Source organism: Pontixanthobacter aestiaquae (assembly GCF_009827455.1).
GTDB lineage: Bacteria > Pseudomonadota > Alphaproteobacteria > Sphingomonadales > Sphingomonadaceae > Pontixanthobacter > Pontixanthobacter aestiaquae.
Genome location: NZ_WTYZ01000001.1, coordinates 1,941,703 through 1,967,313, shown reverse-complemented (window position 1 = coordinate 1,967,313; position 25,611 = coordinate 1,941,703). Strand labels below are relative to the sequence as shown.

General features: G+C 57.0%; 25 protein-coding genes. 15 read left to right on the top strand and 10 right to left on the bottom strand.

Going from position 1 to position 25,611, the window contains the following annotated elements; genetic code table 11:
* Positions 1-7: 7 nt before the first annotated feature.
* Entirely contained in the window at positions 8-1,372 is a 1,365-nt protein-coding gene (gene radA / locus GRI35_RS09410; RefSeq protein WP_160613923.1) for a DNA repair protein RadA, read from the bottom strand.
* A gap of 179 nt (positions 1,373-1,551) precedes the next feature.
* Between radA and GRI35_RS09405 the strand changes: the two genes are divergently transcribed.
* The 3 genes from GRI35_RS09405 (at position 1,552) to GRI35_RS09395 (ending at position 5,878) form a co-directional block, all read left to right on the top strand.
* Positions 1,552-2,094, top strand: a complete 543-nt coding sequence (locus GRI35_RS09405) for a DUF1287 domain-containing protein (RefSeq protein WP_202390537.1) — start codon at positions 1,552-1,554, stop codon at positions 2,092-2,094.
* 63 nt (positions 2,095-2,157) lie between these two features.
* On the top strand, positions 2,158-4,476 hold the full coding sequence (locus tag GRI35_RS09400; RefSeq protein WP_160613921.1) for a patatin-like protein: 2,319 nt from the start codon (positions 2,158-2,160) through the stop codon (positions 4,474-4,476).
* 91 nt (positions 4,477-4,567) lie between these two features.
* Positions 4,568-5,878: a tetratricopeptide repeat protein gene (locus GRI35_RS09395; RefSeq protein ID WP_160613920.1), complete on the top strand. Its 1,311-nt coding sequence runs from the start codon at positions 4,568-4,570 to the stop codon at positions 5,876-5,878.
* A gap of 17 nt (positions 5,879-5,895) precedes the next feature.
* Here the strand turns inward: GRI35_RS09395 and dnaJ are convergent, their stop codons facing one another.
* Entirely contained in the window at positions 5,896-7,032 is a 1,137-nt protein-coding gene (dnaJ, locus tag GRI35_RS09390) for a molecular chaperone DnaJ (RefSeq protein WP_160613919.1), read from the bottom strand.
* 124 nt (positions 7,033-7,156) lie between these two features.
* Positions 7,157-9,097: a molecular chaperone DnaK gene (gene dnaK / locus GRI35_RS09385; RefSeq protein WP_160613918.1), complete on the bottom strand. Its 1,941-nt coding sequence runs from the start codon at positions 9,095-9,097 to the stop codon at positions 7,157-7,159.
* Between the two features lie 178 nt (positions 9,098-9,275).
* Here dnaK and GRI35_RS09380 point away from each other — a divergent pair, with 178 nt between their 5' ends.
* Both GRI35_RS09380 and GRI35_RS09375 read left to right on the top strand, forming a co-directional pair.
* Positions 9,276-9,758 (top strand): copper chaperone PCu(A)C, encoded by a 483-nt coding sequence (locus GRI35_RS09380; RefSeq protein ID WP_160613917.1) that lies wholly within the window; start codon positions 9,276-9,278, stop codon positions 9,756-9,758.
* A gap of 101 nt (positions 9,759-9,859) precedes the next feature.
* Positions 9,860-10,279 (top strand): vgr related protein, encoded by a 420-nt coding sequence (locus tag GRI35_RS09375; protein ID WP_290258542.1) that lies wholly within the window; start codon positions 9,860-9,862, stop codon positions 10,277-10,279.
* Here GRI35_RS09375 and GRI35_RS09370 read toward each other — a convergent pair.
* From GRI35_RS09370 to GRI35_RS09360, 3 genes are read right to left on the bottom strand one after another with little or no spacing between them, the layout of a single operon-like run.
* A complete protein-coding gene (locus GRI35_RS09370; protein WP_160613915.1) occupies positions 10,276-10,881 on the bottom strand; it encodes a nucleotide exchange factor GrpE in 606 nt (201 codons plus the stop codon). The genes GRI35_RS09375 and GRI35_RS09370 overlap by 4 nt on opposite strands.
* A gap of 9 nt (positions 10,882-10,890) precedes the next feature.
* Positions 10,891-11,931, bottom strand: a complete 1,041-nt coding sequence (gene hrcA, locus GRI35_RS09365; RefSeq protein WP_160613914.1) for a heat-inducible transcriptional repressor HrcA — start codon at positions 11,929-11,931, stop codon at positions 10,891-10,893.
* The gene (locus tag GRI35_RS09360; protein WP_202390536.1) at positions 11,928-12,488 is read right to left on the bottom strand and encodes a DUF6882 domain-containing protein; all 561 of its coding nucleotides are present in this window, start codon (positions 12,486-12,488) and stop codon (positions 11,928-11,930) included. Before GRI35_RS09360 ends, hrcA begins: the two co-directional genes overlap by 4 nt.
* Positions 12,489-12,558: 70 nt before the next feature.
* Here GRI35_RS09360 and rph point away from each other — a divergent pair, with 70 nt between their 5' ends.
* From rph to GRI35_RS09340, 4 genes are read left to right on the top strand one after another with little or no spacing between them, the layout of a single operon-like run.
* Positions 12,559-13,272: a ribonuclease PH gene (gene rph / locus GRI35_RS09355; protein ID WP_160613913.1), complete on the top strand. Its 714-nt coding sequence runs from the start codon at positions 12,559-12,561 to the stop codon at positions 13,270-13,272.
* 10 nt (positions 13,273-13,282) lie between these two features.
* Positions 13,283-13,909, top strand: coding sequence for an RdgB/HAM1 family non-canonical purine NTP pyrophosphatase (gene rdgB / locus GRI35_RS09350; RefSeq protein WP_160613912.1), 627 nt, complete (start codon positions 13,283-13,285; stop codon positions 13,907-13,909).
* A 28-nt stretch (positions 13,910-13,937) separates the two neighbouring features.
* Positions 13,938-15,089, top strand: a complete 1,152-nt coding sequence (gene hemW, locus GRI35_RS09345) for a radical SAM family heme chaperone HemW (protein ID WP_160613911.1) — start codon at positions 13,938-13,940, stop codon at positions 15,087-15,089.
* Positions 15,086-15,994 carry a tyrosine recombinase XerC gene (locus GRI35_RS09340; RefSeq protein ID WP_160613910.1) on the top strand — a complete coding sequence of 303 codons (909 nt, stop codon included), beginning with the start codon at positions 15,086-15,088 and terminating at the stop codon, positions 15,992-15,994. Before hemW ends, GRI35_RS09340 begins: the two co-directional genes overlap by 4 nt.
* Here the strand turns inward: GRI35_RS09340 and gshB are convergent.
* Genes gshB through rsmI form a run of 3 tightly spaced genes read right to left on the bottom strand, consistent with a single transcriptional unit; the run spans position 15,991 to position 18,240 of the window.
* A complete protein-coding gene (gene gshB, locus GRI35_RS09335; protein WP_160614837.1) occupies positions 15,991-16,947 on the bottom strand; it encodes a glutathione synthase in 957 nt (318 codons plus the stop codon). The two genes, GRI35_RS09340 and gshB, sit on opposite strands and share 4 nt — an antisense overlap.
* A gap of 25 nt (positions 16,948-16,972) precedes the next feature.
* Positions 16,973-17,323 (bottom strand): YraN family protein, encoded by a 351-nt coding sequence (locus tag GRI35_RS09330; RefSeq protein ID WP_160613909.1) that lies wholly within the window; start codon positions 17,321-17,323, stop codon positions 16,973-16,975.
* Complete coding sequence (gene rsmI, locus GRI35_RS09325; protein WP_160613908.1) at positions 17,320-18,240, bottom strand: 16S rRNA (cytidine(1402)-2'-O)-methyltransferase; 921 nt, start codon at positions 18,238-18,240, stop codon at positions 17,320-17,322. Before rsmI ends, GRI35_RS09330 begins: the two co-directional genes overlap by 4 nt.
* On the opposite strand from rsmI, the gene GRI35_RS09320 reads away from it, so the two are divergent.
* The 3 genes from GRI35_RS09320 (at position 18,230) to GRI35_RS09310 (ending at position 21,838) form a co-directional block, all read left to right on the top strand.
* A complete protein-coding gene (locus GRI35_RS09320) occupies positions 18,230-19,408 on the top strand; it encodes a penicillin-binding protein activator (protein WP_160613907.1) in 1,179 nt (392 codons plus the stop codon). The genes rsmI and GRI35_RS09320 overlap by 11 nt on opposite strands.
* Positions 19,409-19,482: 74 nt before the next feature.
* Positions 19,483-21,474, top strand: coding sequence for a DNA topoisomerase IV subunit B (gene parE, locus GRI35_RS09315; RefSeq protein WP_160613906.1), 1,992 nt, complete (start codon positions 19,483-19,485; stop codon positions 21,472-21,474).
* Complete coding sequence (locus GRI35_RS09310) at positions 21,467-21,838, top strand: hypothetical protein (protein WP_160613905.1); 372 nt, start codon at positions 21,467-21,469, stop codon at positions 21,836-21,838. Before parE ends, GRI35_RS09310 begins: the two co-directional genes overlap by 8 nt.
* Here the strand turns inward: GRI35_RS09310 and GRI35_RS09305 are convergent.
* The gene (locus tag GRI35_RS09305; RefSeq protein WP_160613904.1) at positions 21,835-23,049 is read right to left on the bottom strand and encodes a bifunctional alpha/beta hydrolase/OsmC family protein; all 1,215 of its coding nucleotides are present in this window, start codon (positions 23,047-23,049) and stop codon (positions 21,835-21,837) included. The genes GRI35_RS09310 and GRI35_RS09305 overlap by 4 nt on opposite strands.
* Before the next feature lie 102 nt (positions 23,050-23,151).
* Between GRI35_RS09305 and GRI35_RS09300 the strand changes: the two genes are divergently transcribed.
* From GRI35_RS09300 to GRI35_RS09290, 3 genes are read left to right on the top strand one after another with little or no spacing between them, the layout of a single operon-like run.
* On the top strand, positions 23,152-23,679 hold the full coding sequence (locus GRI35_RS09300) for an RNA polymerase sigma factor (protein WP_160613903.1): 528 nt from the start codon (positions 23,152-23,154) through the stop codon (positions 23,677-23,679).
* Positions 23,672-24,253: a hypothetical protein gene (locus tag GRI35_RS09295; protein WP_160613902.1), complete on the top strand. Its 582-nt coding sequence runs from the start codon at positions 23,672-23,674 to the stop codon at positions 24,251-24,253. Before GRI35_RS09300 ends, GRI35_RS09295 begins: the two co-directional genes overlap by 8 nt.
* A gap of 46 nt (positions 24,254-24,299) precedes the next feature.
* A complete protein-coding gene (locus tag GRI35_RS09290; protein ID WP_160613901.1) occupies positions 24,300-25,601 on the top strand; it encodes a serine hydrolase in 1,302 nt (433 codons plus the stop codon).
* Positions 25,602-25,611: the final 10 nt, after the last annotated feature.

The following is a 25,611-nucleotide window of genomic DNA, read 5'->3' as shown; positions in this document are numbered from 1 at the left end:
TGTAGGGTTATTCAGATGCGACCACTTGGTCAACGAGGTTGGCAAGCTGTTTGACTGGCCGATAGTTAAGACCAGATGAATTTTCCACATCTTGAGGGCCTGCGCCCGAGGTGAACCCCAATTTTGCGGCTTCGCGCAACCGCAATCCGGCATGAGCCACGGGACGAATCTCTCCCGCTAGTGAAACCTCGCCAAACCATACGCTTTGCGTAGGTAATGGCTTATCCGCCAATGCAGAAACTAGCGCCGCCGCAACGGCAAGGTCGGCCGCTGGGTCTGACAGCCGATAGCCGCCAGCTACATTGAGATAAACCTCGGCAGAACTGAAATTGAGCCCACAACGCGACTCGAGGACCGCGAGCAGCATCGCCAAACGGCCATTGTCCCAGCCGACCACTGCGCGGCGCGGTGTGGCGCCACTTTGTAAGCGCACAATCAAAGCCTGAACTTCTATCAATACTGGCCGTGTGCCCTCTAGGGCTGGAAATACCGCGCTTCCGGCCAGAGGCATATCACGGCCAGACAGGAACAGCATTGAAGGGTTGGAAACTTCTTCCAGCCCCTTTCCGGCCATCGCGAAAACGCCAATCTCGTCTACCGCGCCGAAACGGTTTTTGAGTGCGCGAAGGATACGGTATTGATGGCTGCGTTCGCCTTCAAAGCTCATCACCACATCGACCATATGCTCGAGCACACGCGGGCCAGCTATACTGCCATCTTTGGTCACGTGTCCCACCAGCACGAGCGATGTCCCGTTTTCCTTGGCATAGCGGATCAGTTCAAACGCACAGCCGCGAACCTGGCTCACCGTACCAGGCGCCCCTTCGATCGTGTCGGAGTGCATTGTCTGGATCGAATCGATGACCAACAGCTTGGGTGGTTCCATAGAGCCAAGCGTGGTGAGAATGTCCCGCACAGACGTAGCTGCTGCCAATTTTATCGGCGCATCCGCCAAACCAAGCCGGGAAGCACGCATCCGGACTTGCCCGGCCGCTTCCTCCCCGCTGACATAGACGGTCGAGCGGCCATCTTTTGCGATTTTGGCTGCGGCTTGCAAAAGCAATGTCGACTTTCCGATACCGGGATCACCGCCCATCAGGATCGCCGAGCCTGGTACCAAGCCGCCGCCTAAGGCACGGTCAAACTCGTCAAGGCCGGTAGGTTGGCGCACCAGCTCCTCGCCGGGCGCGTTAAGTTCGACAAACTCAACCGCCCTGCCCCCGCTCGACAGATCATGTTTTTGCGAAAACACTGTCGCAGGAACATCTTCACTAAGCGTGTTCCATTCCGCGCAATCGGGACATTGCCCCTGCCAGCGGTGCGAAACTGAGCCGCAAGCCGCACAGATATAACGTTTCTTTGGTTTGGCCATGCCATCCCATAAGTGGAACAAACAAGGAACTCAAGCGCGCAATTCACTATCGGTTCATTGCCGTCGGGGATATTTGCCCAATGATAGGAAGGCAAACCATTGGGCGGCGCGAATTTGTCACCGGGCTCGCACTGAGCACTTTGTTTTTGGCATCGTGCTCCAGAGCAAACCCAGCTGTCGTGCAAAACGGAGAAAAAGCTGCAACGGATCATGCCGCGAAATTGGTCGCCGCAGCGCGTGAGCAGATAGGCGTAACCACGGCCTATGATCCTTCCTACACCGGCTTAGCGTACCCGGGCGGTGATGTTCCCCGCTCGCGGGGTGTCTGCACGGACGTTGTCATTCGTGCCTATCGCGATGCGTTCGGTCTCGATCTTCAAAAGTTGGTTCACGAGGACATGATGGCAAATTTCTCGGCCTATCCAGACAATTGGGGACTGCGTTCGGCCGATCGCAATATCGATCACCGGCGCGTGCCCAATCTACAGGCATTCTTGAAACGGCAAGAGGCGGCCCTGCCCCTCAGTACTGGTCCGGGTGACTGGCAGGTCGGCGATCTCTTCACCAGCAAAGTCGGCGGACGCTTGCCGCATATCGGCATCGTATCAGCCCGACAGAGCGATGGCACATTGCTGGCAGTACACAATATCGGCCGCGGGGCCCGCGAAGAAGCCGTGGTCTTCGCGCATCCACTGGACGGCCATTTCCGCTGGCAAGTCTGAGATATCCCTCAAACAATCGCGTTTGCGCTTGCTGGTATCGGGCGCATTTGCCACGCTAATCTTATGAGGCAGAAGGAACTCCGGATTGCGCTGATCTGTTATGGCGGGGTAAGCCTCGCCGTCTACATGCATGGCGTCACGAAAGAGCTGTGGAAACTGGCCAAGGCCAGCCGGGCATTCCATTCGGGCGAAACGCGATCCGAAGGCGTACAAGGCGTCTATCGCGACCTGCTTCAGCATATTGAACAGGAAAAAGGCCTTCGGCTCCGTGTTCTACCGGATATCCTAACCGGCGCGAGTGCTGGCGGCATCAACGCGGTTTTCTTGGCTCAGGCAATCCATTCCGGTCAATCGCTGGAACCTCTGACCGATCTGTGGCTCGATATGGCGGATGTCGATCAATTGGTCGATCCGGATGCCCGGCCAATGTGGCGCTTTGCGAAGTTTTGGGCGCAGCCTATTGCTTCTTGGATATTGCGCCGCCCTGGCAATGTCGTGACAGAGAGCGTGGCGCCGGAAACGCGCGATGAAGTGCGCCGCAAAGTGTCTCATTTCGTGCGCGGACGCTGGTTCGAACCGCCCTTCTCCGGCTCGGGCTTCTCCAAGTTGCTGTATGATGCGCTCGCCGCAATGGAGAATGCGCCGCTTGAGCAGCCGCTTTTGCCGCCGGGCCACCCGGTCGATGTGTTTGTGACGGCGACAGATTTCCACGGACATTTGGAGCTCCTTCGCCTTAACAGCCCCAAGATTGTTGAGGAAAGCGAGCACCGGATGCCGATCAGCTTCTCTGCATCGACACCAGCGGAAGCAGGGGCAAGTCTGGCCAATCTGGCTGAGCTAACATTTGCAGCGCGCGCAACCGCGAGTTTTCCCGGAGCCTTCCCACCGCTGCAAATCGGTGAAGTGGACCGGTTATGCGAGCGGGCATCTATCGACTGGTCCAGTCGCGAACGCTTCGTTCAGCGCATTATGCCCGTTCACAGCCGCGAAGGTGATGTGGACAATGTTGCGCTCATTGACGGTTCGGTACTGGTCAATGCCCCGTTCGGCGGAGCGATGGATGCTTTGAAAGGTCGCCCTGCCCAACGCGAAGTCGATCGGCGCTTTGTCTATATCGATCCCCGCCCCGACAGGTTTGGCACCGAAACGGAGCAGGAGCAAAAGCCTGTCGGGTTCTTCGCCGCCATATTCGGCTCTCTGTCTACAATCCCACGCGAGCAGCCAATCCGGGACAATCTGGAGCAGCTGGATCAGCAATCCCGCGATGCAGAGGCGCTTCGGCGAATGGTCACAGGCCTTCGCCCGGAAGTTGAGCGCGCCGTCGAGAGATTGTTTGGCCGAACGCTATTCCTTAACAAACCAACGCCCAAGCGCCTCGTTGCATGGCGAAACAAGGCGCAGCAGGCTGCGGCAGAATATTCCGGATTTGCGTTCAGCTCTTACGCGCAGGCCAAATTCACCGGTATCGTCGACAAGCTCGCGCGGCTCACATTTGAAGCAGCACCCGCCTCTGGCCTTCCCGATGCGACACCAATTGCGGCCAGTTTCTTTGCTGAGCTTGAGAAGCGGGGCCTCAGTTCACTCTCCGATCCCGATGGCGGTGCAAGCCAGGAAGCTATCGCGTTTTTCAGGGCGCATGATCTCGGTTTCAGAATTCGCCGCTTGAGGTTGCTGGCCCGGCGGCTAGCGCGCGATTGGGAAGCCGATCCTGACATTCCCGACGATGCGCTGGAAGCGGCCCGCAAGTCGATCTACGAAATTCTTGCACTCTATTTCGATCAGGAAAAGCGCGGTCACGCAGATACTGAGTTCGCGGAATTGGCGGCCAATGTGTTGCAGCAGCCAGGCGCGGTTCTCGATTATCTGGCTGGCAAGCGTTTGCTTCCGGAAGTGGACGAGCAAGCCGAAATCATACTGTCAGCCGCGATGCAGAATATGCCAAAGGACCTGCGCCGAAGGATGTTGCTGACCTATCTCGGCTTCCCATTTTATGACGTCGCGACCTTGCCGCTGATGCGGACCGAGGGCCTGACCGAATTCGATCCAATCAAGGTTGATCGTATTTCACCGGATGACGCCAAATCGATCCGCGAGGGCGGCACAAAAGCGACTTTGCGGGGTACCGAGTTCTACAATTTCGGGGCATTCTTCAGCCGTACGTATCGTGAAAATGATTACCTCTGGGGGCGCTTGCATGGCGCTGAACGAATGATCGATCTGGTGTGTTCGACTTTGGAGAACCCACTGCCCGAAGCCGCTTGTGGCAGGTTCAAAAGACAGGCATTCCTAGCTATCTTGGATGAGGAAGAGGATCGCTTGACCGCTGATTCCAGCCTTCTCGTCACTATTCGAAGAGAGGTTTTGGAGAAGCTCGCACAATAAAGCTGAGTTTCTCAACCCGTGACGGATTTTTACAAAGCGACCGAGATACTGTGTGCCAGAGTTGGGTCATAGTTTGAACAAGGATTTGATTATGCGCGCGTCGAAAACGCTGACTTCAGCAGCACTCGTTGCTCTACTGATGCTATCTGCCGCACCGGTTTCCAGCCAGCAGCGATATGAAGCTAGCTATTCCGCGGAAGGCGACGCCAAACTTCTGGAGCAGTTCCGCAACGATCCCGAACATCAGACATATATGGCCAAGGCCAAAGCTGGTGACCCTTATGCGATGCTCAAGATGGAGCGCGCTGCAAAAGTGTATTTGAGCGGCAATCTCTTCGACCGGATGCCAGCAATAGAAATGCGGATGAAACTCCTCGCTGGAGCGATGGCGAAGAACTATCCGGAAGCCTTTAGCCGGATGGGCGATATGATCTTCCTCGATCGTGCGATACCCAATGCGACGGTCAGGGATGCGTTCGGATATTATGTCCAAGGCGTAGAGCGCGGGGACAAGGCTTCGATCGTGCAGGCAAACAAGATCGTTAAGGATCCTGTATTGTGCTCGATTTGCAGCAAGGGCTCTACCGGTGGTCTGAAATTGCCGGTACCTAAAGGGAAGTTACTGGACATTGACGAGATAAACAAAGCTGGTGGGTTATACCTTTCCGAGAAGGAAGAAATGGCGAAAAAACTCGTCGCTGCTTTGGAGGCAGCCTACACGCCCGAGAACAATCTGGTCTCGGCGACGCTGATTAACATCTACCTCTCGGGCGTCGTTATGCCGGCGTCCCACTATTACCCGCCACAAAATCGCTTTGTGCTTTTGGAAAACGGTGTCGAAGCTGAGACTAAGCTCAAACAGATTGTAGCTGCAACTCCCAAAGATAGCTGGGCTCCGAGTTTGCTGGGGTTTTATTACGCAAACCCCAAACGTTCAGGCATTGCCAAAAACCCTACCGAAGCTGTTCGGTATCTGGATATCGCCGCAAATGCTGGCGACAAGGGGTCTGCCAAGACAGCGCAGATCCTGGGCCATGAGATGGTAACGGGTAAACTGTTCCCGCAAGATGTGCCGCGGGCGATCAAGTATCTTGAGCTTAGCTCGGACGCTGGAAACGCGGACGCGTCGTATGATCTGGGCCTCCTCAACCTGCTCGGAAAAGGCATTCCAAAAAACTACGCCAAGGCAGAGTTCTATTTCCGAATGGCTATGGAACGGAAGCATGCAGATGGTGCGCGGGCACTGGCGCAGATGTTCCGCGAGGGGACTGCGAACAAACAAAGCAATTTGCTGGCGAATGAATATGAGCGCCGGGCGAGGACATTCACCAAACCGGAACTAAATTGCGATGACAACAATCTCATGACTGTCGATTGTCTGGTCAAATACGGTTCTAGCTGATGCGCTCAATGCGATAGCTAAGCCCCGAAAGCATCTTTCAACTTGTCAAAGAAGCCGCGGCTTTCAGGACATTCTTCGCCCGTTTCAGTCTCGCGGAATTGCTCGAGGATTTCTTTCTGATCCTTGGTGAGCTTGGTCGGTGTCTCTACCGCAATCTCGACCACCATATCGCCGCGCCCGCGCCCTTGGAGCACAGGCATACCGCCACCACGCACCCGTAATTGCTTACCTGACTGGATACCAGCAGGAATGTCGATATTGTTGGTCGAGCCATCGAGGTCAGGGATGTTTACACAGCCGCCCAACGCAGCGGTCGTAAAGCTGATAGGTACGCGGGTGAGCAGCGTTGTGCCCTCACGCTCGAACACCGAATGCTCTTTGATATGGATGAAAATATAGAGATCACCGGGAGGGGCGCCGCGTGGTCCTGCCTCGCCTTTTCCTGACAGGCGGATACGGGTTCCGGTATCGACGCCCGGGGGGATTTCGACATCAAGCGCCTGTGCTTTATCGACCCGCCCCTCTCCGCGGCATTCGCGGCAGGGGTCTTCGATAACTTCGCCGCGGCCGTGGCAGGTAGGGCATGGCCGTTCGACCACGAAGAAACCTTGCTTTGCCCGGACTTTGCCGTAGCCGTTGCAAAGGTTGCAACCGCGCGTACCTGTGCCCGGCTCTGCGCCGGAGCCATCACAGGTATCACAGCTTTGTGAGACTTCTATTTCGATCTGGGTCTCTTTGCCGCTAAAGGCGTCTTCCAGACCAATTTCCATATCGTAACGGAGATCGGCGCCACGACGCGCTTGCTGTCGCCCGCCGCCACCGCCGAAGCCGCCGCCGAAAATAGTTTCGAAAATGTCACCGATATCGCCGAAATCACCTTGCGGGCCGCGACCTCCAAAACCACTGGCACCGCCTCCGCCCATGCCTTGTTCGAAGGCTTCATGGCCGAACCGATCATAGGCTGCACGCTTTTGCGGGTCTTTCAGCGCTTCGTAAGCGCCGCCGACAGCTTTGAACTTGGCTTCGGCCTCCGCATCACCCGGATTGCGATCAGGGTGGTATTGCATCGCGAGTTTACGGTAAGCCGATTTGATCGCCTTTTCGTCCGCATCGCGGCTAACGCCTAGCAATTCATAAAAGTCGGTCGAAGACATTAAGAAATACTCTTCTTCTCGTCGTCATCCCCGCGAAAGCGGGGACCCAGAGTGGTTTGTGTTGCCGGTCATTCTGGGTTCCCGCTTTCGCGGGAATGACGGTAGAGATTCATCAAGCTGATAATCAGCTCTTCTTTTCGTCTTCGCCTTCGGCATCGTCGCCGACTTCGGAGAATTCCGCATCAACGACGTCTTCATCGTCTGAAGAAGCGGCATCGCCAGCATCACCCTCAGGAGCGGCATTTGCCTGTTCCTGCTGGTAGATTTCCTGACCCATCTTCATCGCGACTTCAGTCAGAGCCTGCGATTTCTCGTTGATGGCATCGAGATCATCGCCTTCGAGAGCAGTCTTGGTCTCAGCCAGAGCGGCTTCAACGTCCGATTTCAGATCGGCGCTGATCTTGTCACCATGCTCTTCAAGCTGCTTCTCGGTCGCGTGGACCAAGCTGTCGGCCTGGTTGCGCGACTCCGCTTGCTCGCGGCGTTTCTTGTCTTCGTCCGCAAATTTCTCCGCGTCTTGCACCATCTGCTCGATATCGTTGTCCGATAGACCACCAGATGCCTGAATGCGAATTTGCTGTTCTTTGCCGGTGCCTTTATCTTTCGCAGAGACGTTCACGATCCCGTTGGCGTCGATGTCGAAGGTAACTTCGATCTGCGGAACGCCGCGTGGGGCAGCCGGAATACCGACGAGGTCAAACTGACCGAGCAGTTTATTATCCGCCGCCATTTCACGCTCGCCCTGACCAACGCGGATTGTCACGGCCTGCTGATTGTCTTCAGCAGTCGAGTAAGTCTGCGATTTCTTGGTCGGGATCGTAGTATTGCGGTCGATCATGCGAGTGAACACGCCGCCGAGTGTTTCGATGCCGAGTGACAATGGTGTCACATCAAGCAGCAGAACGTCTTTAACATCGCCCTGCAGAACGCCCGCCTGAATGGCAGCGCCCATGGCAACCACTTCATCAGGGTTCACACCGGTGTGCGGTTTCTTGCCGAAGAATTCTTCCACGACTTCGCGCACCTTGGGCATACGGGTCATACCGCCGACGAGGATCACCTCGTCAATGCCGCCTTTGTCGACGCCAGCATCAGCAAGGGCTTTCTTGCAAGGCTCAAGCGTACGCTTGATCAGATCGCCAACCAGCTTCTCCAGATCGGAGCGGCTGATGGTTTCAACCAAGTGCAATGGCGTGGACGCGCCACCTTCCATGCGGGCGGTAATGAACGGCAGGTTGACCTCGGTGGTGGCCGAGCTTGACAGTTCAATCTTGGCTTTCTCAGCGGCTTCTTTCAGGCGCTGCAGAGCAAGCTTGTCTGTCTTGAGGTCCATGTTCTCCTTCTTCTTGAAGGATGCGGCGAGGTGCTCGACAATCGCATTGTCGAAATCTTCACCGCCGAGGAACGTGTCACCGTTGGTCGACTTAACTTCAAAAACGCCATCACCGATCTCGAGAACCGAAACGTCGAAGGTACCGCCGCCAAGGTCATAAACCGCGATGGTCTTACCATCGTCCTTGTCCATACCGTAAGCGAGCGCCGCTGCTGTTGGTTCGTTGATAATCCGCAGAACTTCGAGACCCGCAATCTGGCCGGCGTCTTTGGTCGCCTGACGCTGGGCATCGTTGAAGTAAGCTGGGACGGTAATAACCGCTTGGGTTACGGTTTCGCCAAGATAGCTCTCGGCGGTCTCTTTCATCTTTTGCAGAATGAAAGCGGAAACCTGCGACGGACTGTAATCCTCTTCGCCGGCCTTTACCCACGCATCGCCGTTCTTCCCTTTGACGATTTGGTATGGAACGAGATCCATATCTTTCTTCGTCATCGGATCGTCGAAGCGGCGGCCGATAAGGCGCTTGATCGCGAACAAGGTGTTGTCCGGATTGGTCACCGCCTGGCGCTTGGCCGGCTGACCAATGAGGCGTTCCTCATCCTTCGTGAATGCAACGATAGACGGCGTAGTGCGCGCGCCTTCGGAATTTTCGATAACTTTCGGTTTGCCGCCGTCCATTACAGCGACACACGAATTGGTGGTGCCGAGGTCGATACCGATTACTTTAGCCATGGTTTCCCCATTTACTCTTCATGTTGGACGCTGCTCTGTGTGTCCCCCGCTATTGGCGAAACAACTCGGCAGCTCGATTGTGAAGCGGATATAGGTGCGGTTTTAATTGGCACAAGGGATTGGGGGCGCTAGAATTATGCCATATCCCCTCCCCCACGCCCCCGATGGAGAAACACAAGTGAATTCAAGAATTTTGGCAAGTGCCGCATTGGTGCTCGGTGCATTTGGTCTGACTGCCTGCAACAATCAGAGCGCTGACGAAGTGGTCGAAGCACCCGAAGGCATTGCCGGAATTGCGGTGAGTAACCTGCGCTTGGTGTTGCCTGCGGTTCCGAGTAATCCAGCAGTCGTGTATTTTGACCTGACATATGATGGAGATGCACCGCAAACATTGGCAGCAGTGGCTGTTCAAGGGGCGCAAAACACCATGATGCACGATTATGCGCAGAATGGCGATGCAATGGAAATGGTTCCGCTCGATCCAATTGAATTGGCGCCGGGGGCGACCGTCGTGTTCGAACCGCGCGGCAAGCACATCATGGCGATGAATGTTTCACCCGAGCTGACAGCTGGCGGCAAGACCGAAGTTACACTGGTTTTTGCAAATGGTGATAAACAAACAGAAATGGCCGACATTCTCGCTCCCGGAGACGCGCGCTGAGCACAGCGTCTAAAACCGCCCCGGACACGGCGGCCACCCATTTCTGTCCGGTGGGCGGGGAACGACCGCTGACCCCGGGCGAGGTGGAGTTGGCGCGGTCGGTGTTCGGCACCGCAATCGACTATTCGACCGTTAAAATTCGTCGCAAGAAATGGGCATTTTTTCAACCGAGCAAAGTGGTGATGGCACCGCGCGGGCATATCCATTTTCATCCGTCAGGGGACGGTTATTGTGATGATTTTGCGACGGCCAGCCTAAGCCGCCAAGGTCTGTTCATCCACGAGATGGTCCACGTATGGCAGTCGCAGACCCAAGGCAGCTGGTGGCTGGTCTTCAACCGTATGCCATGGACGCCTTATCACTATAGCTTGAAGCCGGGCTGGCCGCTTGAACGCTACGGCATCGAACAGCAGGCGGAAATCGTCAAACACGCCTTCTGGCTGCGCAACGGGATGCGCGTGGCGGGTGTCGGCGACGCAGAGGCGTATCGCTTGCTGGTCAACTTCCCGGGAGCGGATTAATCCGGCTTCTTCGCTACACCCACCATTGCTGGGCGCAGCAGGCGGTCTTTGATCATAAAGCCAGACTGCATTTCCTGAACGATTGTTCCGGGCTCATCCTTGTCGCTCGGCACTTCCATCATTGCCTGATGCTGGTTCGGGTCGAGCGGTAGGCCCAAGGCGGGAATGCGGGTGATACCGTGCTGGCCAAACACTTTGTCGAGCTCGCGCTGGGTCGCTTCAATGCCCGCCACGAGTCCTTTGAACTTGTCATCATCGCGCAGTTCCTGCGGAACGGAGTCAATTGCTCGCGAGAGGTTGTCCGAAACTGACAGAATATCGCGCGCAAAGCCGGTTGCCGCATAAGCGCGCGCATCGGCTATGTCTTTTTCCATCCGGCGGCGAACGTTTTGCGTTTCGGCGCGTGCGTAGAGCACTTCCTGCTTCGCCGCATCCAGATCGCCGCGAAGTGCTTCGAGCGCTTCCTCTACGCCGCCCTCGTTTTCGGCCCCGTCCGCTTCACCGTCATCGAGAAACTCCTCGGGCACGCCCTTCAGTTCTTCTTCAACTGCTTTATTCTGGTCTTCGGAGCCCTTTGGATCCGGCTTCTTTTCATTCGTCATGTAGTTCACTTATCCGATCAATTTCCCGAGCGAGCGGGCTGTGAAATCAACCATGGGGACGACCCGCGCGTAATTCAACCGAGTGGGGCCAATCACCCCCAAAACTCCCACTACTTTTCCTTCGCGGTCACGATAGGGAGACGCAACGACAGATGAACCTGAAAGAGCAAACAGACGGTTCTCTGCGCCAATGAATATACGCGTTGAGTCCGCCGTCTTGGCGTCCTCCAGCAGGCTGGCAACCGATTGCTTGTTCTCAAGATCATCGAGCAGTGACCGCACCCGCTCCAAATCCTCCAACGCGCTGTCATCGAGCAAATTCGCCTGTCCGCGCACGATCAGCACGGGCCGTTGCGTCGTATCCTCGCTCCAAACGGCCAGGCCGCGCTGCACAAGGTCGCTGCTGGCCTTGTCCAATGCCGATTTGCCCGAGGCAATCTCTCTCGCGATTTCTGCAATGGCCTCGGGCAATGTTTTTCCAGTGATGCGCGCAGTCAGGTAATTAGATGCTTGCTCCAACGTCGAAGCATCAGCCGCGTTTGTGAGGTCAACGACGCGGTTCTCGACATGACCATCCTCACCGACCAGCACCGCCAGTGCACGATTGGGAGCGAGCGAAACAAGACTGATCTGCCGCAAACGTACTTCACGCTGCGGAACCATAACCATGCCCGCTGCACCCGTGATATCGGACAATAATGTGCTGGTGGCCTCCAACGCATGTTCAATGGGTCCCGGATCATTGAGCCGCTGCTTGATCGTTGCGCGCTCTTCTTTGGTGGGCTCTGCGACTTGCATCATTCCGTCTACGAATAATCGCAAACCCGTCTCGGTCGGCATTCGCCCGGCGCTTGTATGCGGTGCAGCCAGCAACCCCACCGATTCCAAATCTGCGAGCACTGACCGGATGGATGCTGGAGACAGGTTGACGCTGCCCTCGCCTGCCAATGCTTTCGATCCTACTGGTTGCCCATCTTGCAAATAGCCTTCGACGACGAGACGAAAAATCTCCCGCGCACGGTCGGTCAGATCGGAAATTGGTGGGTTCATTCTTTGACGATCTTTAGTTCACCGAAAGTCATATAGACCAAAGTTGTCCCGATGGGGCCGCGATACGCCCCTTGTGCTTCTGCAAGGTACGAGGCCAACGCCGTAAACTCCCACGCTTGATCTTCACTGATTTCAACTTTCCGCGTTGTTAGCAGATCGAGCGCATGTTTCTTGCCAAAACCGTTCACAAGCGTCGCATGCTGGGCAACGGGTTCTGACACTGATGGATGATCCCAACCCCACAACCACGTGCCGTCCAGCGTATTGTATGTACCAATCACTTGAACAGGCGCGGTGATCGTCCAGCCCTTATCATTTGTGAACTCAATGAAGCCTGTCTCAAGATCAACTGCCCAAGCCGCTTCGCCTAGACCCCATAATGCATCGTGAGCCTCGGTCTGAAGTTTGAGCGAGTTCATTGCCCGGACGAAGCTAAGTTCGGGGTCCTCCATCACTTCATCGTCAGAGGTACCTTCCTGGCCTGCAAAGGCAGTTGGGATATGCCCAAAGCAAAATGCCAGCGCGAAAGCACTTACAAGAGTGGAGAGACGTTTCATTTGTTGGCCTTGCAGCTTGTTTAGAACCACTACTTAGCTATGCACCGCCGCAACACCAAAGGAGAATTTCATGCGACCATCCGGCCGTGCGCCCGACGAAATGCGCCCCATCACTATTGAAACCGGCTTTACCAAGCATGCAGAGGGTTCTTGCCTGATCAGTTGCGGGGATACGCGGGTGCTGTGCACAGCCAGCGTCGAAGAACGGATTCCACCATGGCTGCGTGGCAAAGGCGAAGGTTGGGTCACCGGCGAATATTCGATGCTTCCCCGCGCAACCCACACCCGCGGTAGCCGTGAGGCAGCTCGCGGCAAGCAAAGCGGACGCACTCAGGAAATTCAGAGACTGATCGGGCGTAGCTTGCGCGCGGTTGTCGATATGAAGAAGCTCGGTGAGCGTCAGATCACACTCGATTGCGATGTTATCCAGGCAGATGGCGGTACTCGTACGGCGTCCATTTCGGGCGCGTGGGTTGCGCTGCGCCTGGCGGTCAACTCGCTGATGAAAGACGGTCTGATCACGCATGATCCCATCGAAAAGCAAGTCGCGGCGATCAGCTGCGGAATCTACAAGGGCACACCCGTCCTGGATCTGGATTATCCGGAAGACAGCGATGCCGATGCCGATGCCAATTTCGTTCTGATCGAAGGCGGTCAGATCGCCGAAGTGCAAGCGACTGCCGAGGGCGCGACATATGACGAGGAAGGCCTTCTCCGTCTCCTCCGCCTCGCAAAAATTGGCTGTGACGGTATTTTTGAAGCACAAATGAAGGCGACCCAGTGAGTATTGGCCAATGACACGCCGTCTCGGCTCCGGATCGCTGGTGATAGCGACGCATAATGCGGGTAAGTTGAAAGAGATTTCGGCTCTGCTGGAGCCGCATGGCTTGAAATGCTTGTCAGCGGGCTCGCTGGGTCTGCCCGAGCCGGAAGAGACCGGGACGACCTTCGCCCAGAACGCGCTGATCAAGGCGCGCTCTGCGGCGGAGGCGTCCGGCATCGTCTCGCTTGCCGATGACAGCGGCATGTCGGTTGCGGCGCTTGATGGCCGCCCCGGCGTGTACACAGCAGATTGGGCCGAGCGGCAGTGGTTCGAGGGCAAGCCGGGCCGCGACTGGTATATGGCTATGGGCAAGGTCGAAGGGATGCTTGCCGAAAAAGGCCCTGAGGCGCCGCGCGATGCGTGGTTCTCCTGCGTGCTGGCCATCGCATGGCCAGATGGTGACAGCGCGGTTTATGAAGGCAGGATTGATGGCGCACTGACCTGGCCGCCGCGCGGCACTCTCGGCTTTGGTTATGATCCCGTATTCGTGCCCTCAGGCCGCGATAAGACGTTTGCCGAAATCGACCCGGCGGAAAAGCACGCCATCAGCCACCGCGCCGACGCTTTCGCCAAGCTTGTCGCCGAACAGTTTGGCTAACGCACCCAATCGCGGGTAAGGTCACACCGTGGCACGCGCACTCTACATCCACTGGCCCTTCTGCCTGAAGAAATGCCCCTATTGCGACTTCAACAGTCATGTCCGCGACACGGTGGACCATACTGCTTGGGAAGCCCCGATGCTGCGCGATATGGAGCATGAGGCCAAATTTGCGGGCGGCGAAGCTCTGGAGTCGATCTTCTTTGGCGGCGGTACTCCTTCATTGATGCCGCCAGCTTTGGTCGGATCGCTGCTCGATCACGCAGAGAAATTATGGGGTTTTGCGCCCGGCATAGAGATCACGCTGGAAGCAAACCCGTCTTCGGTCGAGGCTGCCAATTTTGCCGATTTGACCAATGCGGGCGTCAATCGCGTGTCACTTGGTCTTCAGTCGTTGCATGATGACGCGCTGAAGTTCCTTGGCCGCTTGCACAGCGTGGAAGAGGGACTGGCCGCTCTGGACGTTGCGCAACGCCATTTCGGCCGCGTGAGCTTTGATTTGATCTATGCCCTTCCTGATCAAACCGAAAAAGCATGGGCCTATGATCTAGAGCGCGCGCTATCCTTTGGCACCGACCATCTGTCGCTTTACCAATTGACGATCGAGCCGAATACCCGGTTTGCGACGGACGTACGGCGCGGCGTATTCGATCCGCTGGACGATGATCCCGCGGCCGATCTTTTTGAAGTGACGCGGCAACTTACTGAAGATGCTGGAATGCCCGCATATGAGGTCAGCAACCACGCCAAGCCAGGTCAGGAAAGCCGCCACAATCTGACATACTGGCGCTACCAGGATTACTGCGGAATTGGCCCTGGCGCGCATGGGCGGCGAAACAATCAGGCGACGCTGCGCCATAAAAAGCCGGAAAATTGGCTGGTCAGTGTAAACGAGAGCGGTAGCGGCCTACGCGAAGAGCGGGCTTTAACCCGGTCTGAGCAAGCTTCCGAAGCCCTGCTAATGGGCTTGCGTTTAGCTGAAGGTATATCGCTTCCGGATATCTCCACGAGGTTTGATCTAGCATTTACAGATCTGGTCGATGAAGACCGATTGAGGATGCTGAATGACCTTGGTTTTGTCTGGCAATCTAACGAGCGCCTTGGCGTGACACCGCGCGGAATGCCGGTGCTCGACGCGCTGCTGGGCGAATTGGTCAATGCGGAATTGGTGATGGCATGAGCGGCCAAGAGTCTAGCGCTGATATGCTCGAGCAATGGAAAAACTATCTGGAACAGGATCGCCGCAGGTCTCCGCACACCGTTCTCGCCTATCTGGCCGCCGCCAATCTGTTGATCGAACGCAATGGTCTGGACAGCTGGGGTGGGCTGGCAAAGCTTGATGCAGCCTCGATCCGGCTGCACCTCGCCGACCGCCGCGCTGATGGATTAGGCAACAGCTCAACCGCGCGCGAATTGTCCGCGATCAAAGCTGTTATCAAATTCGCGCGCGCGCAGTTGGGCCTGAGCGATGCCAACGCGCCAAGGATACGCGGGCCGCGCATCAAGAAAGGCCTGCCCCGCCCCATCACGCCGGATGACGCCACCAATATCGCCGATCTGGTCGAGGCCACCGCAACCGACAATTGGATCGGCGCGCGGGACAGAGCTGTGTTGCTACTTCTCTACGGCGCGGGATTGCGGATTGCCGAGGCGCTGTCGTTGAAAGGCAGCGACATCCCGCTTGGCGACACACTCTCGGTCACCGGCAAAGGCAATAAGCAGCGGATTGTACCGATACTCCCAATTATCGGCGAAGCAGTCGGTGAATATGTTGCGGCAAGTCCATGGCCGGTAGTTTCGGAAGAAGCGCTTTTTCGCGGCGCAAAGGGCGGTCCACTTAGTCAAGGGATGGTGCAGAAGGCGATGGCCAAGGCCCGCATTGCACTCGGGCTGCCCGCTACGGCTACACCGCATGCGTTGCGGCACAGCTTCGCCACCCATTTGCTAGGAGCAGGCGCGGATTTACGCAGCCTTCAGGAATTGCTCGGCCATGCGAGTCTAGGCAGCACGCAGATTTATACAAAGGTCGATGCTGCAACTTTGCTGGACACCTACCGCCACGCGCATCCGCGCGAAAAGGACTAGCTCGCCAGCCTACGCTCGACAGCGTCCATAATCTTGCCAGCGGTGTCTGTGCCATTGAAAGCGTCGATAGCGACGATACCCGTGGGCGACGTCACATTGATCTCGGTCAGCCATTTGCCGCCGATTACGTCGATTCCAACAAATATCAGTCCACGTTTCTTGAGTTCTGGTCCCATCGCGGCGCAGATTTCCTCTTCGCGCTCCGTCAGACCAGCCGCCTCGGCATAACCGCCTTGTGCGAGGTTTGATCGGAATTCGCCCTCACCCGGTTTACGGTTGATGGCTCCGGCAAACTCGCCATCGATCAGCACGATCCGCTTGTCGCCTTCCGACACTTCGGGAAGGAAAGGTTGGATCATATGCGGTTCGGGCCAAGTCTGGTTGAACATTTCGAACAGCGCGGACAGATTCGTGCCGTCTGCATCGACCTTGAAGATTGCTTTGCCGCCATTGCCGTGGAGCGGTTTCACAACCACCGAACCATGCTCGGCTTGAAATGCCCGCACGTCGTCCAATTCGCGTGCGATCAACGTTGGCGGCATAAATTGCGCGTAATCCAGCACAAACATTTTCTCCGGCGCGTTGATGACTTCGCGCGGGTCATTGGTAACCAGCGTCGTGCCCTTCAGCCGGTCGAGCATCAGCGCGGCGCTGATATAGCCAAGATCAAACGGCGGATCCTGCCGCATGAAAATTACATCGATATCATCGGCCAGATTGATCCGGCGGCGATCCCCCATTGTGTAGTGATCACCCTCGACGCGCTGCACAGTAACAGGTGCAGCGTGAGCGGTCAGCGCATTCAAGCCGGTGTCATACGCCAGGGTTTGCACGTCATAGTGCCATAATTCTGCCCCACGCGCCTGCGCAGCCAGCATAATCGCAAAGCTGGAATCGCCTGCAATATTGATTGAATCCAACGGGTCCATCTGAACCGCAACGCGCAAAGCCATTGTCATTCACTCCAGTTCGGCAGGCCTAAGGCTGCCACGCATTGACGATGTGGCGAGGGAATGCTCCGGGTGCAAGGAGCATAACGTCAACGCGGATGTCTTCGCCGTCTTTCGCATAATCATGCGCCACGCATTCAACCGCCGCTGCGACGCGCTGCAAACGGTGCTCGTCAATAGCGTGATCCAAATCAGCCTTTTGTTTGCGCCACTTCACTTCGATGAACGCGACGATGCCGCCGCGTTTGGCGATAAGATCAATCTCGCCGAGCGGTGTTTTGACCCGTTGCCCGAGGATCAACCAGCCTTTGAGCTTTAGCCAGATTGCTGCGCGCCGCTCACCGTCGCGCCCGCTTTTCTCGGCAATCTGCCGCTTCATTCGCTGCGCAGTTCCATCGCGCGGGCATAGAGCGTCTTGCGGTCGAGACCCGTTGCCTTTGCGACCTTGCCGGCTGCTTGCGACGCTTTCTCGGTATTGAGCGCCTCGCGCAAAAGTTCATCGACTTCGCCTGCACTCGCTACGTAATCGGCAGGTGGACCAACCATCAGCACTATCTCTCCTTTCGGAGGGTTCTGCGTGTAATGTGCGATCAGAGCTTCTGGAGCATCGGTACGGCATTCTTCGAACATCTTGGTGAGTTCCCGCGCCACGGACACGGTTCGCCTCGGCAACATTGCCGCAATCGACTGGAGCGATTTCGTAAGACGCGGCCCGGTTTCATAGAATACAAGCGTAGCATCGATGGTTGCAACATTGTCCAATGCCCGGACCCGCGCTTGTTCTTTGCTCGGTAGAAAGCCTGCGAACAAGAACTTGTCATTTGGCAGTCCTGACAAGGTCAGGCCAACAACTGCGGCACAGGCTCCGGGCAGGCTCGTTATCGATACTCCGGCAGCGCGCGCATCCTGAACCAATCGATAGCCTGGATCTGAAATCAGCGGCGTGCCCGCATCGCTCACGAGCACCACGGCGCGGTCCTTCATCGACTGCACCAACCTTGCCCGATCACGTTCCTCGCTATGGTCGTTGTAACGCCATAGCGGCTTGCTGATTCCCAGATGTTTGAGCAATTTGCCGGTTACGCGCGTATCCTCGCAGGCCACGCCATCACAGCGGTGCAGCACATCAACCGACCGCATTGTTATATCGCCAAGATTGCCAATCGGCGTGGCCACGATATAGAGACCCGGAGAAAGGGGCTCTGCAGGGGGCTCTTCGGAAGAAGTCTGGGTGGTTGAATCGGGCACAGGCCCCTCATTGACCACGGGAATAGGGATCGCAAGGATGAACCGCATCAAATTGAACCGTTTTGCAATCGATCGGCGCAAACTGGTCGTTATCTTCGCGACCGCTGTGCTCGCGGGCTGCCAATTGGTACCCAAAGCGCCGTCCACCACCGCGCCGGCTCCTACAACCGGCCCGACACCTGCGCCAACGGTGACCGGGTTGCCGACCGACGATACGAGACACCGGATTGCATTGCTGGTACCGCTGTCAGGCGACAACGGCGCAGTTGGCAACTCGATTGCGAATGCGACAACCATGGCATTGCTGGACACCAATGCGAGCAATCTGCGGATCACGACTTACGACACCGCGAAAGGTGCCCGTGAAGCTGCCCGAAAGGCTGTCGCCGATGGTAACAAGCTGATCCTCGGTCCGTTGACCGCCAATAATGTGCCTCAGGTGCTGGCAGAGGCTCGTCCGGCAGATATTCCGCTGATTTCCTATTCCAACGACACGACTGTTGCCGGCCCCGATGTGTTTGTCATGGGGCATATCCCCAGTCAGTCGATCTCCCGCACTGTCGGCTATGCCAGGCAGAACGGCGCGCGCAACTTTGCCGCAATCATTCCGAACGGTGAATATGGGAAGCGGGCCGAGGAATCGTTGTCAGCTGCGATTAGGGCTGGTGGCGGATCATTGGTCGCGACCGAGAGCTTTGCGCGCGGTAACACATCGATTGTCAGCGCTGCACAGCGGCTGCGTCAACGTGGCGGCTTCGATACCGTGTTGATTGCCGACGGTGCGCGCCTGGTTGCTCTGGCTGCCGGTGAACTACGCCCGTCCGCCAACAGCGCAACGCGTATTCTTGGCACCGAATTGCTTAGCGGCGAGTCATCGATAACCCGCGCATCTGCGCTTCAGGGTACCTGGTTCTCTGCCGTGTCGGACTCCCGCTTCAAACGGTTTGCGGACAGTTACAAAGGCCGTTTTGGCGGGCAGCCATATCGCATATCGACGCTTGGCTATGACAGTGTATTGCTGACGTTGCGCGTGGCGCAGGATTGGCGCGTCGGGCGGACATTCCCGATCTCCCGCCTGCGTAACGAAGACGGCTTCCTTGGGCTCGACGGGGTATTCCGGTTCCAGCGTAGCGGGTTGATCGAACGCGCGATGGAAGTCCGCGAAGTGCGCGATGGCAAGGTGATTATCGTCTCCCCCGCTCCATCGAAGTTTTAAGCGCTTTTTTGGGCCTGATGATAAGATCATACAATTGCTTGTAAGCGCGTGAATCGCGGGCTTATAGCACATGCATGTCAGACGATCTTTTTGAAGGTACGCCAGCTTCCAGCGGCGATTACGATTCCTCCTCAATCGAGGTACTCGAAGGGCTTGAGCCCGTTCGCCGCCGGCCGGGCATGTATATCGGCGGCACCGATGACCGCGCGCTGCATCACCTTGCCGCTGAAGTTCTCGACAATGCCATGGACGAGGCGGTTGCGGGTCATGCTACGCGCATCGAGGTCTCGCTAGAAGAAGGCAACCGGCTCAGCATCGCCGACAACGGCCGAGGTATTCCGGTTGACGAGCATCCAAAGTTTCCCGGTAAATCAACGCTTGAGGTTATCCTTTCGACGCTGCATTCCGGCGGCAAGTTTTCCGGCAAGGCCTATGCCACCAGCGGCGGTCTTCACGGCGTTGGCGTCAGCGTAGTCAACGCGCTGAGCAGCGATACGCGAGTCGAGGTTGCACGTGATAAAACGCTTTATGCGCAGAGCTTTTCCAAGGGGGAGGCATTGGGTCCGATTGAAGAGCTCGGCCCCACCCCCAACCGCCGGGGTACGACCGTCAGTTTTACGCCCGACACCGAAATATTCGGCGACCGGCAGTTCAAGCCGCACCGACTGTTCAAACTAGCCCGTTCGAAAGCCTATCTGTTCGCTGGTGTGGAGATCCGCTGGAAATGTGTTGAGAGCCTGTCCTCCGAAGACGTTCCAACGGAAGCGACGTTCAAATTTCCAGGCGGTCTGGCCGACCACTTGGCAGAGCAGATCGGAACGCGCGAATGCGTCACGGCAGAACCTTTTGCCGGAACGCAGGAATTTCCCGAGGATGATAGCGGCACTTCGCAAGGCCGGGTCGAATGGGCCTGCGCCTGGCCGCTCTATTCGGATGGCTCGACCAGTTGGTATTGTAACACCGTGCCCACTCCCGATGGCGGTACGCACGAACAAGGCCTGCGCGCGGCGCTGACCAAGGGCCTGCGGGCATTTGGTGAGCTAACCGGCACCAAAAAGGCAAAAGATATATCCGCTGACGATGTGATGACCGGCGGAGAGGTTATGCTGTCCGTCTTTATCCGCGATCCGCAGTTCCAGTCGCAAACGAAAGACCGGCTGACCTCGCCCGAGGCCGCGCGCTTGGTCGAGAATGCGGTGCGCGATCACTTCGATCACTTCCTGACCGACAATATGGATCGCGGCAAAGCGCTGCTTGGCGAAGTGATGGAGCGGATGGATGAGCGCCTTCGCCGCAAGCAAGAACGCGAGGTCAAACGCAAAACGGCCACCAATGCCAAGAAACTCCGCCTGCCCGGCAAGCTGACTGATTGCTCGGGTGAAGGTGACGGCGAAACCGAACTGTTTATCGTCGAAGGCGATTCCGCGGGCGGCAGTGCCAAGCAGGCCCGCAACCGCAAGACTCAGGCGATCCTCCCGATCCGGGGGAAGATCCTGAATGTTGCCAGCGCCACGGTCGAAAAGATCAACGCCAATTCCGAAATCGCCGATTTGGCGCTCGCCATGGGCTGCGGTACGCGGAAGGATTGTGACGCGGAAAACCTGCGTTACGACCGGATTATCATCATGACCGATGCCGATGTCGATGGCGCCCACATCGCGACATTGCTGATGACATTCTTCTTTCAGGAAATGCCCGACGTTGTGCGCAAAGGGCATTTGTTCCTTGCGCAGCCCCCCCTCTACCGCCTGACCGCTGGCAAAGAGAGCCGCTACGCCCGCGACGATGCGCACCGCGCGGAGCTTGAAGAAACAGTGTTCAAAGGCAAAAAAGTAGAAGTCGGCCGGTTCAAAGGTCTCGGTGAGATGAACCCCGCCCAGCTTCGCGAAACCACGATGAGCCCTGAAACACGCGGCCTGATCCGCATCACATTGCCGCCCGAATTCGAAGACCGCGCAGCGGTGAAAGAACTGGTCGACCAACTGATGGGCCGCAACCCGGAGCACCGCTTCAACTTTATCCAGAACCGTGCGGGTGAAGTGGATCGGGATATGATTGATGCGTGACAAGGAAGATTATCCGGACCCTCGGACCGAAGATATTATGGCCGGAGATCGCCGGATTTCCCGGCCAGATTCATCGCTGCCCGATTGGTATATTTCCGACGCATCCTATCGTCCCATCCCGATAGCATGGTTCGCTGGTGCTCTGATCCTGCAGGTCATCGCAATGCCTGCTATCTATTTCATATTGCTCGGCTTCAACGGGTTGTTCACGATTGCAGTTGCAGGCCTGATTTCCGTCGTGATAGGATTTCTTACGTGGGAGCGAGGTATGTCGGAAGCCGGTCTGGGCTGGCGGATCGCGACAGTCACAATGCTGGTAACAGTTTTCGCGTTAGTGTTATTGGCGACATTGCCTAGGATCTAGCCAGTCTGCTCCGTATGAACATGCAAATGCCCTTCCAGCGTCTTATGCACCGGGCATTTGTCAGCGATAGCGATTAGCTTCGCTCGCTCTTCATCGTTCAAATCGCCATGGATTTCGATGGCCCGGTGTAGAGCTTGCACCTCCATCCCATCCTCTTCCATTTCGTGCCCAATATCCTCCTCGTGATTGCGTTCGTGCGTGACGTGGATGGTCGTGCCTTCAAAGGCCATGCCTTTTCGGTCGGCGTACATTTTCATGGTCATCGCGGTGCAGGTGCCGAGTGCGGCGAGTAGCAAGTCGTAAGGCGTTGGGCCTGTATTGTTGCCGCCATATGATGTGGGTTCATCGGCGACAAAACTATGGCCGGCGGTGTGCACCTCTGTCCCGAACTTACCGTGACCAGTCCGGACGATTACCCCGTCCTCCGGTGCAAGATTGTTCCCGCGTTTCGGCAGATAGCGATCCGCCCAACTTGCGATCATCGCGGCAGCAAACTGCGCATCCTCCTCCTTCAGTAACAGGTGATCCGCGCCGTCGAGGCTTACAAAGCTCTTCGGATGCTTGGCCGCCGCGAACAGCTTGCCGGCATGTTCGATCCCGACAATCGCATCGGTCGGCGAATGCATGATCAGGATCGGCGCGCGTAGACGTGCGACCTCGCCGAGTAGATTTGCCTCCTCGGTCCGCGCAATAAATGCATTGCTGAGCGAGAACGGGCGGCCGCCAATGGTGACTTCGCCGTGCCCTTGCGCCTTGATTGCTTCGATATCGCCGTCGATCCGTTCCAGCGCATGCGGCACATCGGACGGCGCGCCGATGGTCGCTATTCCGGCAACATGCTCAAAGCCTAGATCGTCCGCTGCCGCCAATACCGCTGCACCACCAAGGCTGTGGCCAACCAACAGTATTTTCGGTCCAAACCGATCGAGCAGTTTCTGCGCTGCCGCCACGAGATCGGACACATCGGTTGCGAAACCTGCCCGGCCAAACTCACCCTCGCTCCCACCCAATCCGGTGAAATCGAACCGCAGCGTTGCAATGCCGTGCGAGGCGAGCGCTCTCGCCGTCGTAATCGCCGCTTTGCTTTGCTTGGTGCAGGTGAAGCAATGCGCAAACAGCGCTGCACCACGTACCAACCCGGTTGGCAGTTCGAGTGAACCGGAAAGAGTATGTCCGGCAGCAGCGGTTATTGTGACGGTTTCGGTGGGCATATCCGCAGCTTTCTACAGAGTCTTTGATCGGTTTTCGCTTGGTGGGGCAAAAAAGTTTCGCACATGCTGTAAGAAATTCGCGGCCTCGTCCACTAAAGGGATATGAGCGGGGACCAGGACACACTCTACAAACAGGCAGAGGCGGAGTTTGCACCCGCCATTGCCCGGCTGGCCCGTGCGATGGAACGCGATAAAGAAAAGGCGCGTGAGCTGGAGCAGGATATTCACTGCGAGCTGTGGCGCAGCTTCGCCCGTTTCGACGGCAAATGCGCGCTGTCTACATGGGTGTACCGCGTCGCGCATAATGTCGCAGCGAGTCACATCGGCAGCGCCATACGCCGTCCCGATGCAGTCCCGCTGGAAGAAATTAGAGACTTACCAGTGGTTGGTGGCGCCGAAGAACAAGCCGCAGAAAACCACGCAATCGCCCGGGTACACACCTTGATCCGGCAGCTCCCCGCAGTTGATGCGCAAGTCATCTTGCTCTGGCTTGAGGGACAAAGCGGTAAGGCAATTGCCGAGATCACAGGGCTCAACCTGAGCGCAATCAACGTCCGGATCCACCGGATCAAGCATGTTCTTACCAAAGAGTTTCAAACATTCGAAGACGCAGGAGGCCCTCATGACTGATCTACCTCTCCCCGATTGGGCGGCCCTTGCACCCGAAGCCCGATTTTGCGCGCCCGACGAATTCAGGAGCAAACAGACTATGTTCGAGAAGAGGATACGCCGCCGTAATATGGTCGAATACGCTGCCGGTGCTTTGGTCATCGCGGTGTTCGGTTGGGTTGGATGGCTGACATTCAGCGTGGGAGAGTACTTTGTCAGCACATCGTGGTTTGCGATGATCGCGTGCACTGTCGTTGTCCTGCTGAATCTTCGGCGGGTGGGATCGCCGCTGCCGCACAATCCCGAGATCAGCTGTCAGGCCCATCTGCGCGCGCAAATGGTGCATCAACACAAGGCAATTTCATCTGTGGGCCGTTGGTATATCGGTCCGTTTATTCCAGGAATGTTCTTGGTTTTTGCAGCGATGGCAGAGCTTACTGCCCGCACGACTGGATGGGTAATCGCTCTGGGCGGAATATCTGGTCCGGCGGTGTTTAGCGGCGGCATCATGCTGTTTGTCGCGTGGCTCAACCGGCGGGCCGCGCGCGATTTGGCAATCAGGATTGCTGAGTTGGATAGGCTCGCAAGCGCTTGATTCCACTCACCCCGCCATGCATCATTTCCCGGATAAGGAACCCATCATGATCTCTCGCCTTGCCACTAGCTATGCCCCTATCTGTCTCGCGCTCTCCATTCCGGCGGTAGCCACCCCGGCCACAGCGTGGGCGCAAAAGGCCGAGCAATCGCCGCTGGAATTGCGGGCCGATGACACTGCCGCGCTCATTCAGGGGACCAAGGAGCCTGAAAACATCTTCGCGCCGATCATGCTGGCGGCAGTTCCTCCTGCACAATTCAAAGCAATATCGGAGCAGTTGATTGCGCAGCATGGTGCCCTGCAAGGCGTCGAGAGTGTCACACCGCTCGATGCAACCTCTGGTACCGCTGTGCTGCGCTTCGCGAAAGCGCTGGTTACAGTTACGCTCAGCCTAGAGCAGGCAGAACCTAATTTAATCAACGGCCTGCGCATTACCAATGTCGAAACGCTCAATGACTCGATGGAAAAGATCAAAGCCGATCTGGATGCGTTGCCCGGCGAGGTCGGCGTGCTCTTTTCCAAGTTGGACGAGTCCTCATTTCCGGCTCTGGCGCGCAACGCAGGCACGCAATATGCAATCGGATCGACTTTTAAGCTGTATATCTTGTCGGCGCTCGCGCGATCCATCGAGGCCGGAGAGCGCAAATGGAGCGATGTGGTTGAACTCGACCGCCAGTCGTTCCCCAGCGGCAGAATGCAAAATTGGCCCAAGGGTGCTCCGGTCACTCTGCAGACCCTCGCGACAATGATGATCACCATTAGCGACAATACCGCGACCGACATGCTGCTCTACGAAGTAGGCCGCGATGCTGTTGAAGCCGAACTGATCGCCAGCGGGCATTCCGATCCCGACCGCACACTACCATTTCTGAGTACTCTGCAAATGTTTGCTCTGAAAGGTAGCCCGGGCAATCTCGCCAAATATGTTGCAGCGGACGAAACTACCCAGCGCATGATTCTCGCCGATTTCGAGGATGATGTGGGCGGCGATCCAGACAAAGTAACCCCGCCTCGCTTTACCAGCCCCACGGCTATCGACACGGTTGAATGGTTTGCGAGCGGGCAGGATTTGCAAAAACTGTTGCGCCGGATTGTCGATCTCTCCGACCCAACCGCGCGCAACATTATGGGTATCAGTCCGGCTCTTCCTGGCCCGGTGACCGAAAAATGGGCCTATGTCGGCTATAAAGGCGGCTCGGAGCCCGGCGTGCTCAATCTAACTTGGCTGCTGCAAGACAAAGTTGGCGGATGGCATGTGCTGTCGCTCAGCTGGAATAACACCGAGGCCAATGTCGACAACGCTGCACTGGACGGGCTTGCCCAGCGCATACTTGCCTTCTCGGACTAAGATCGCACGC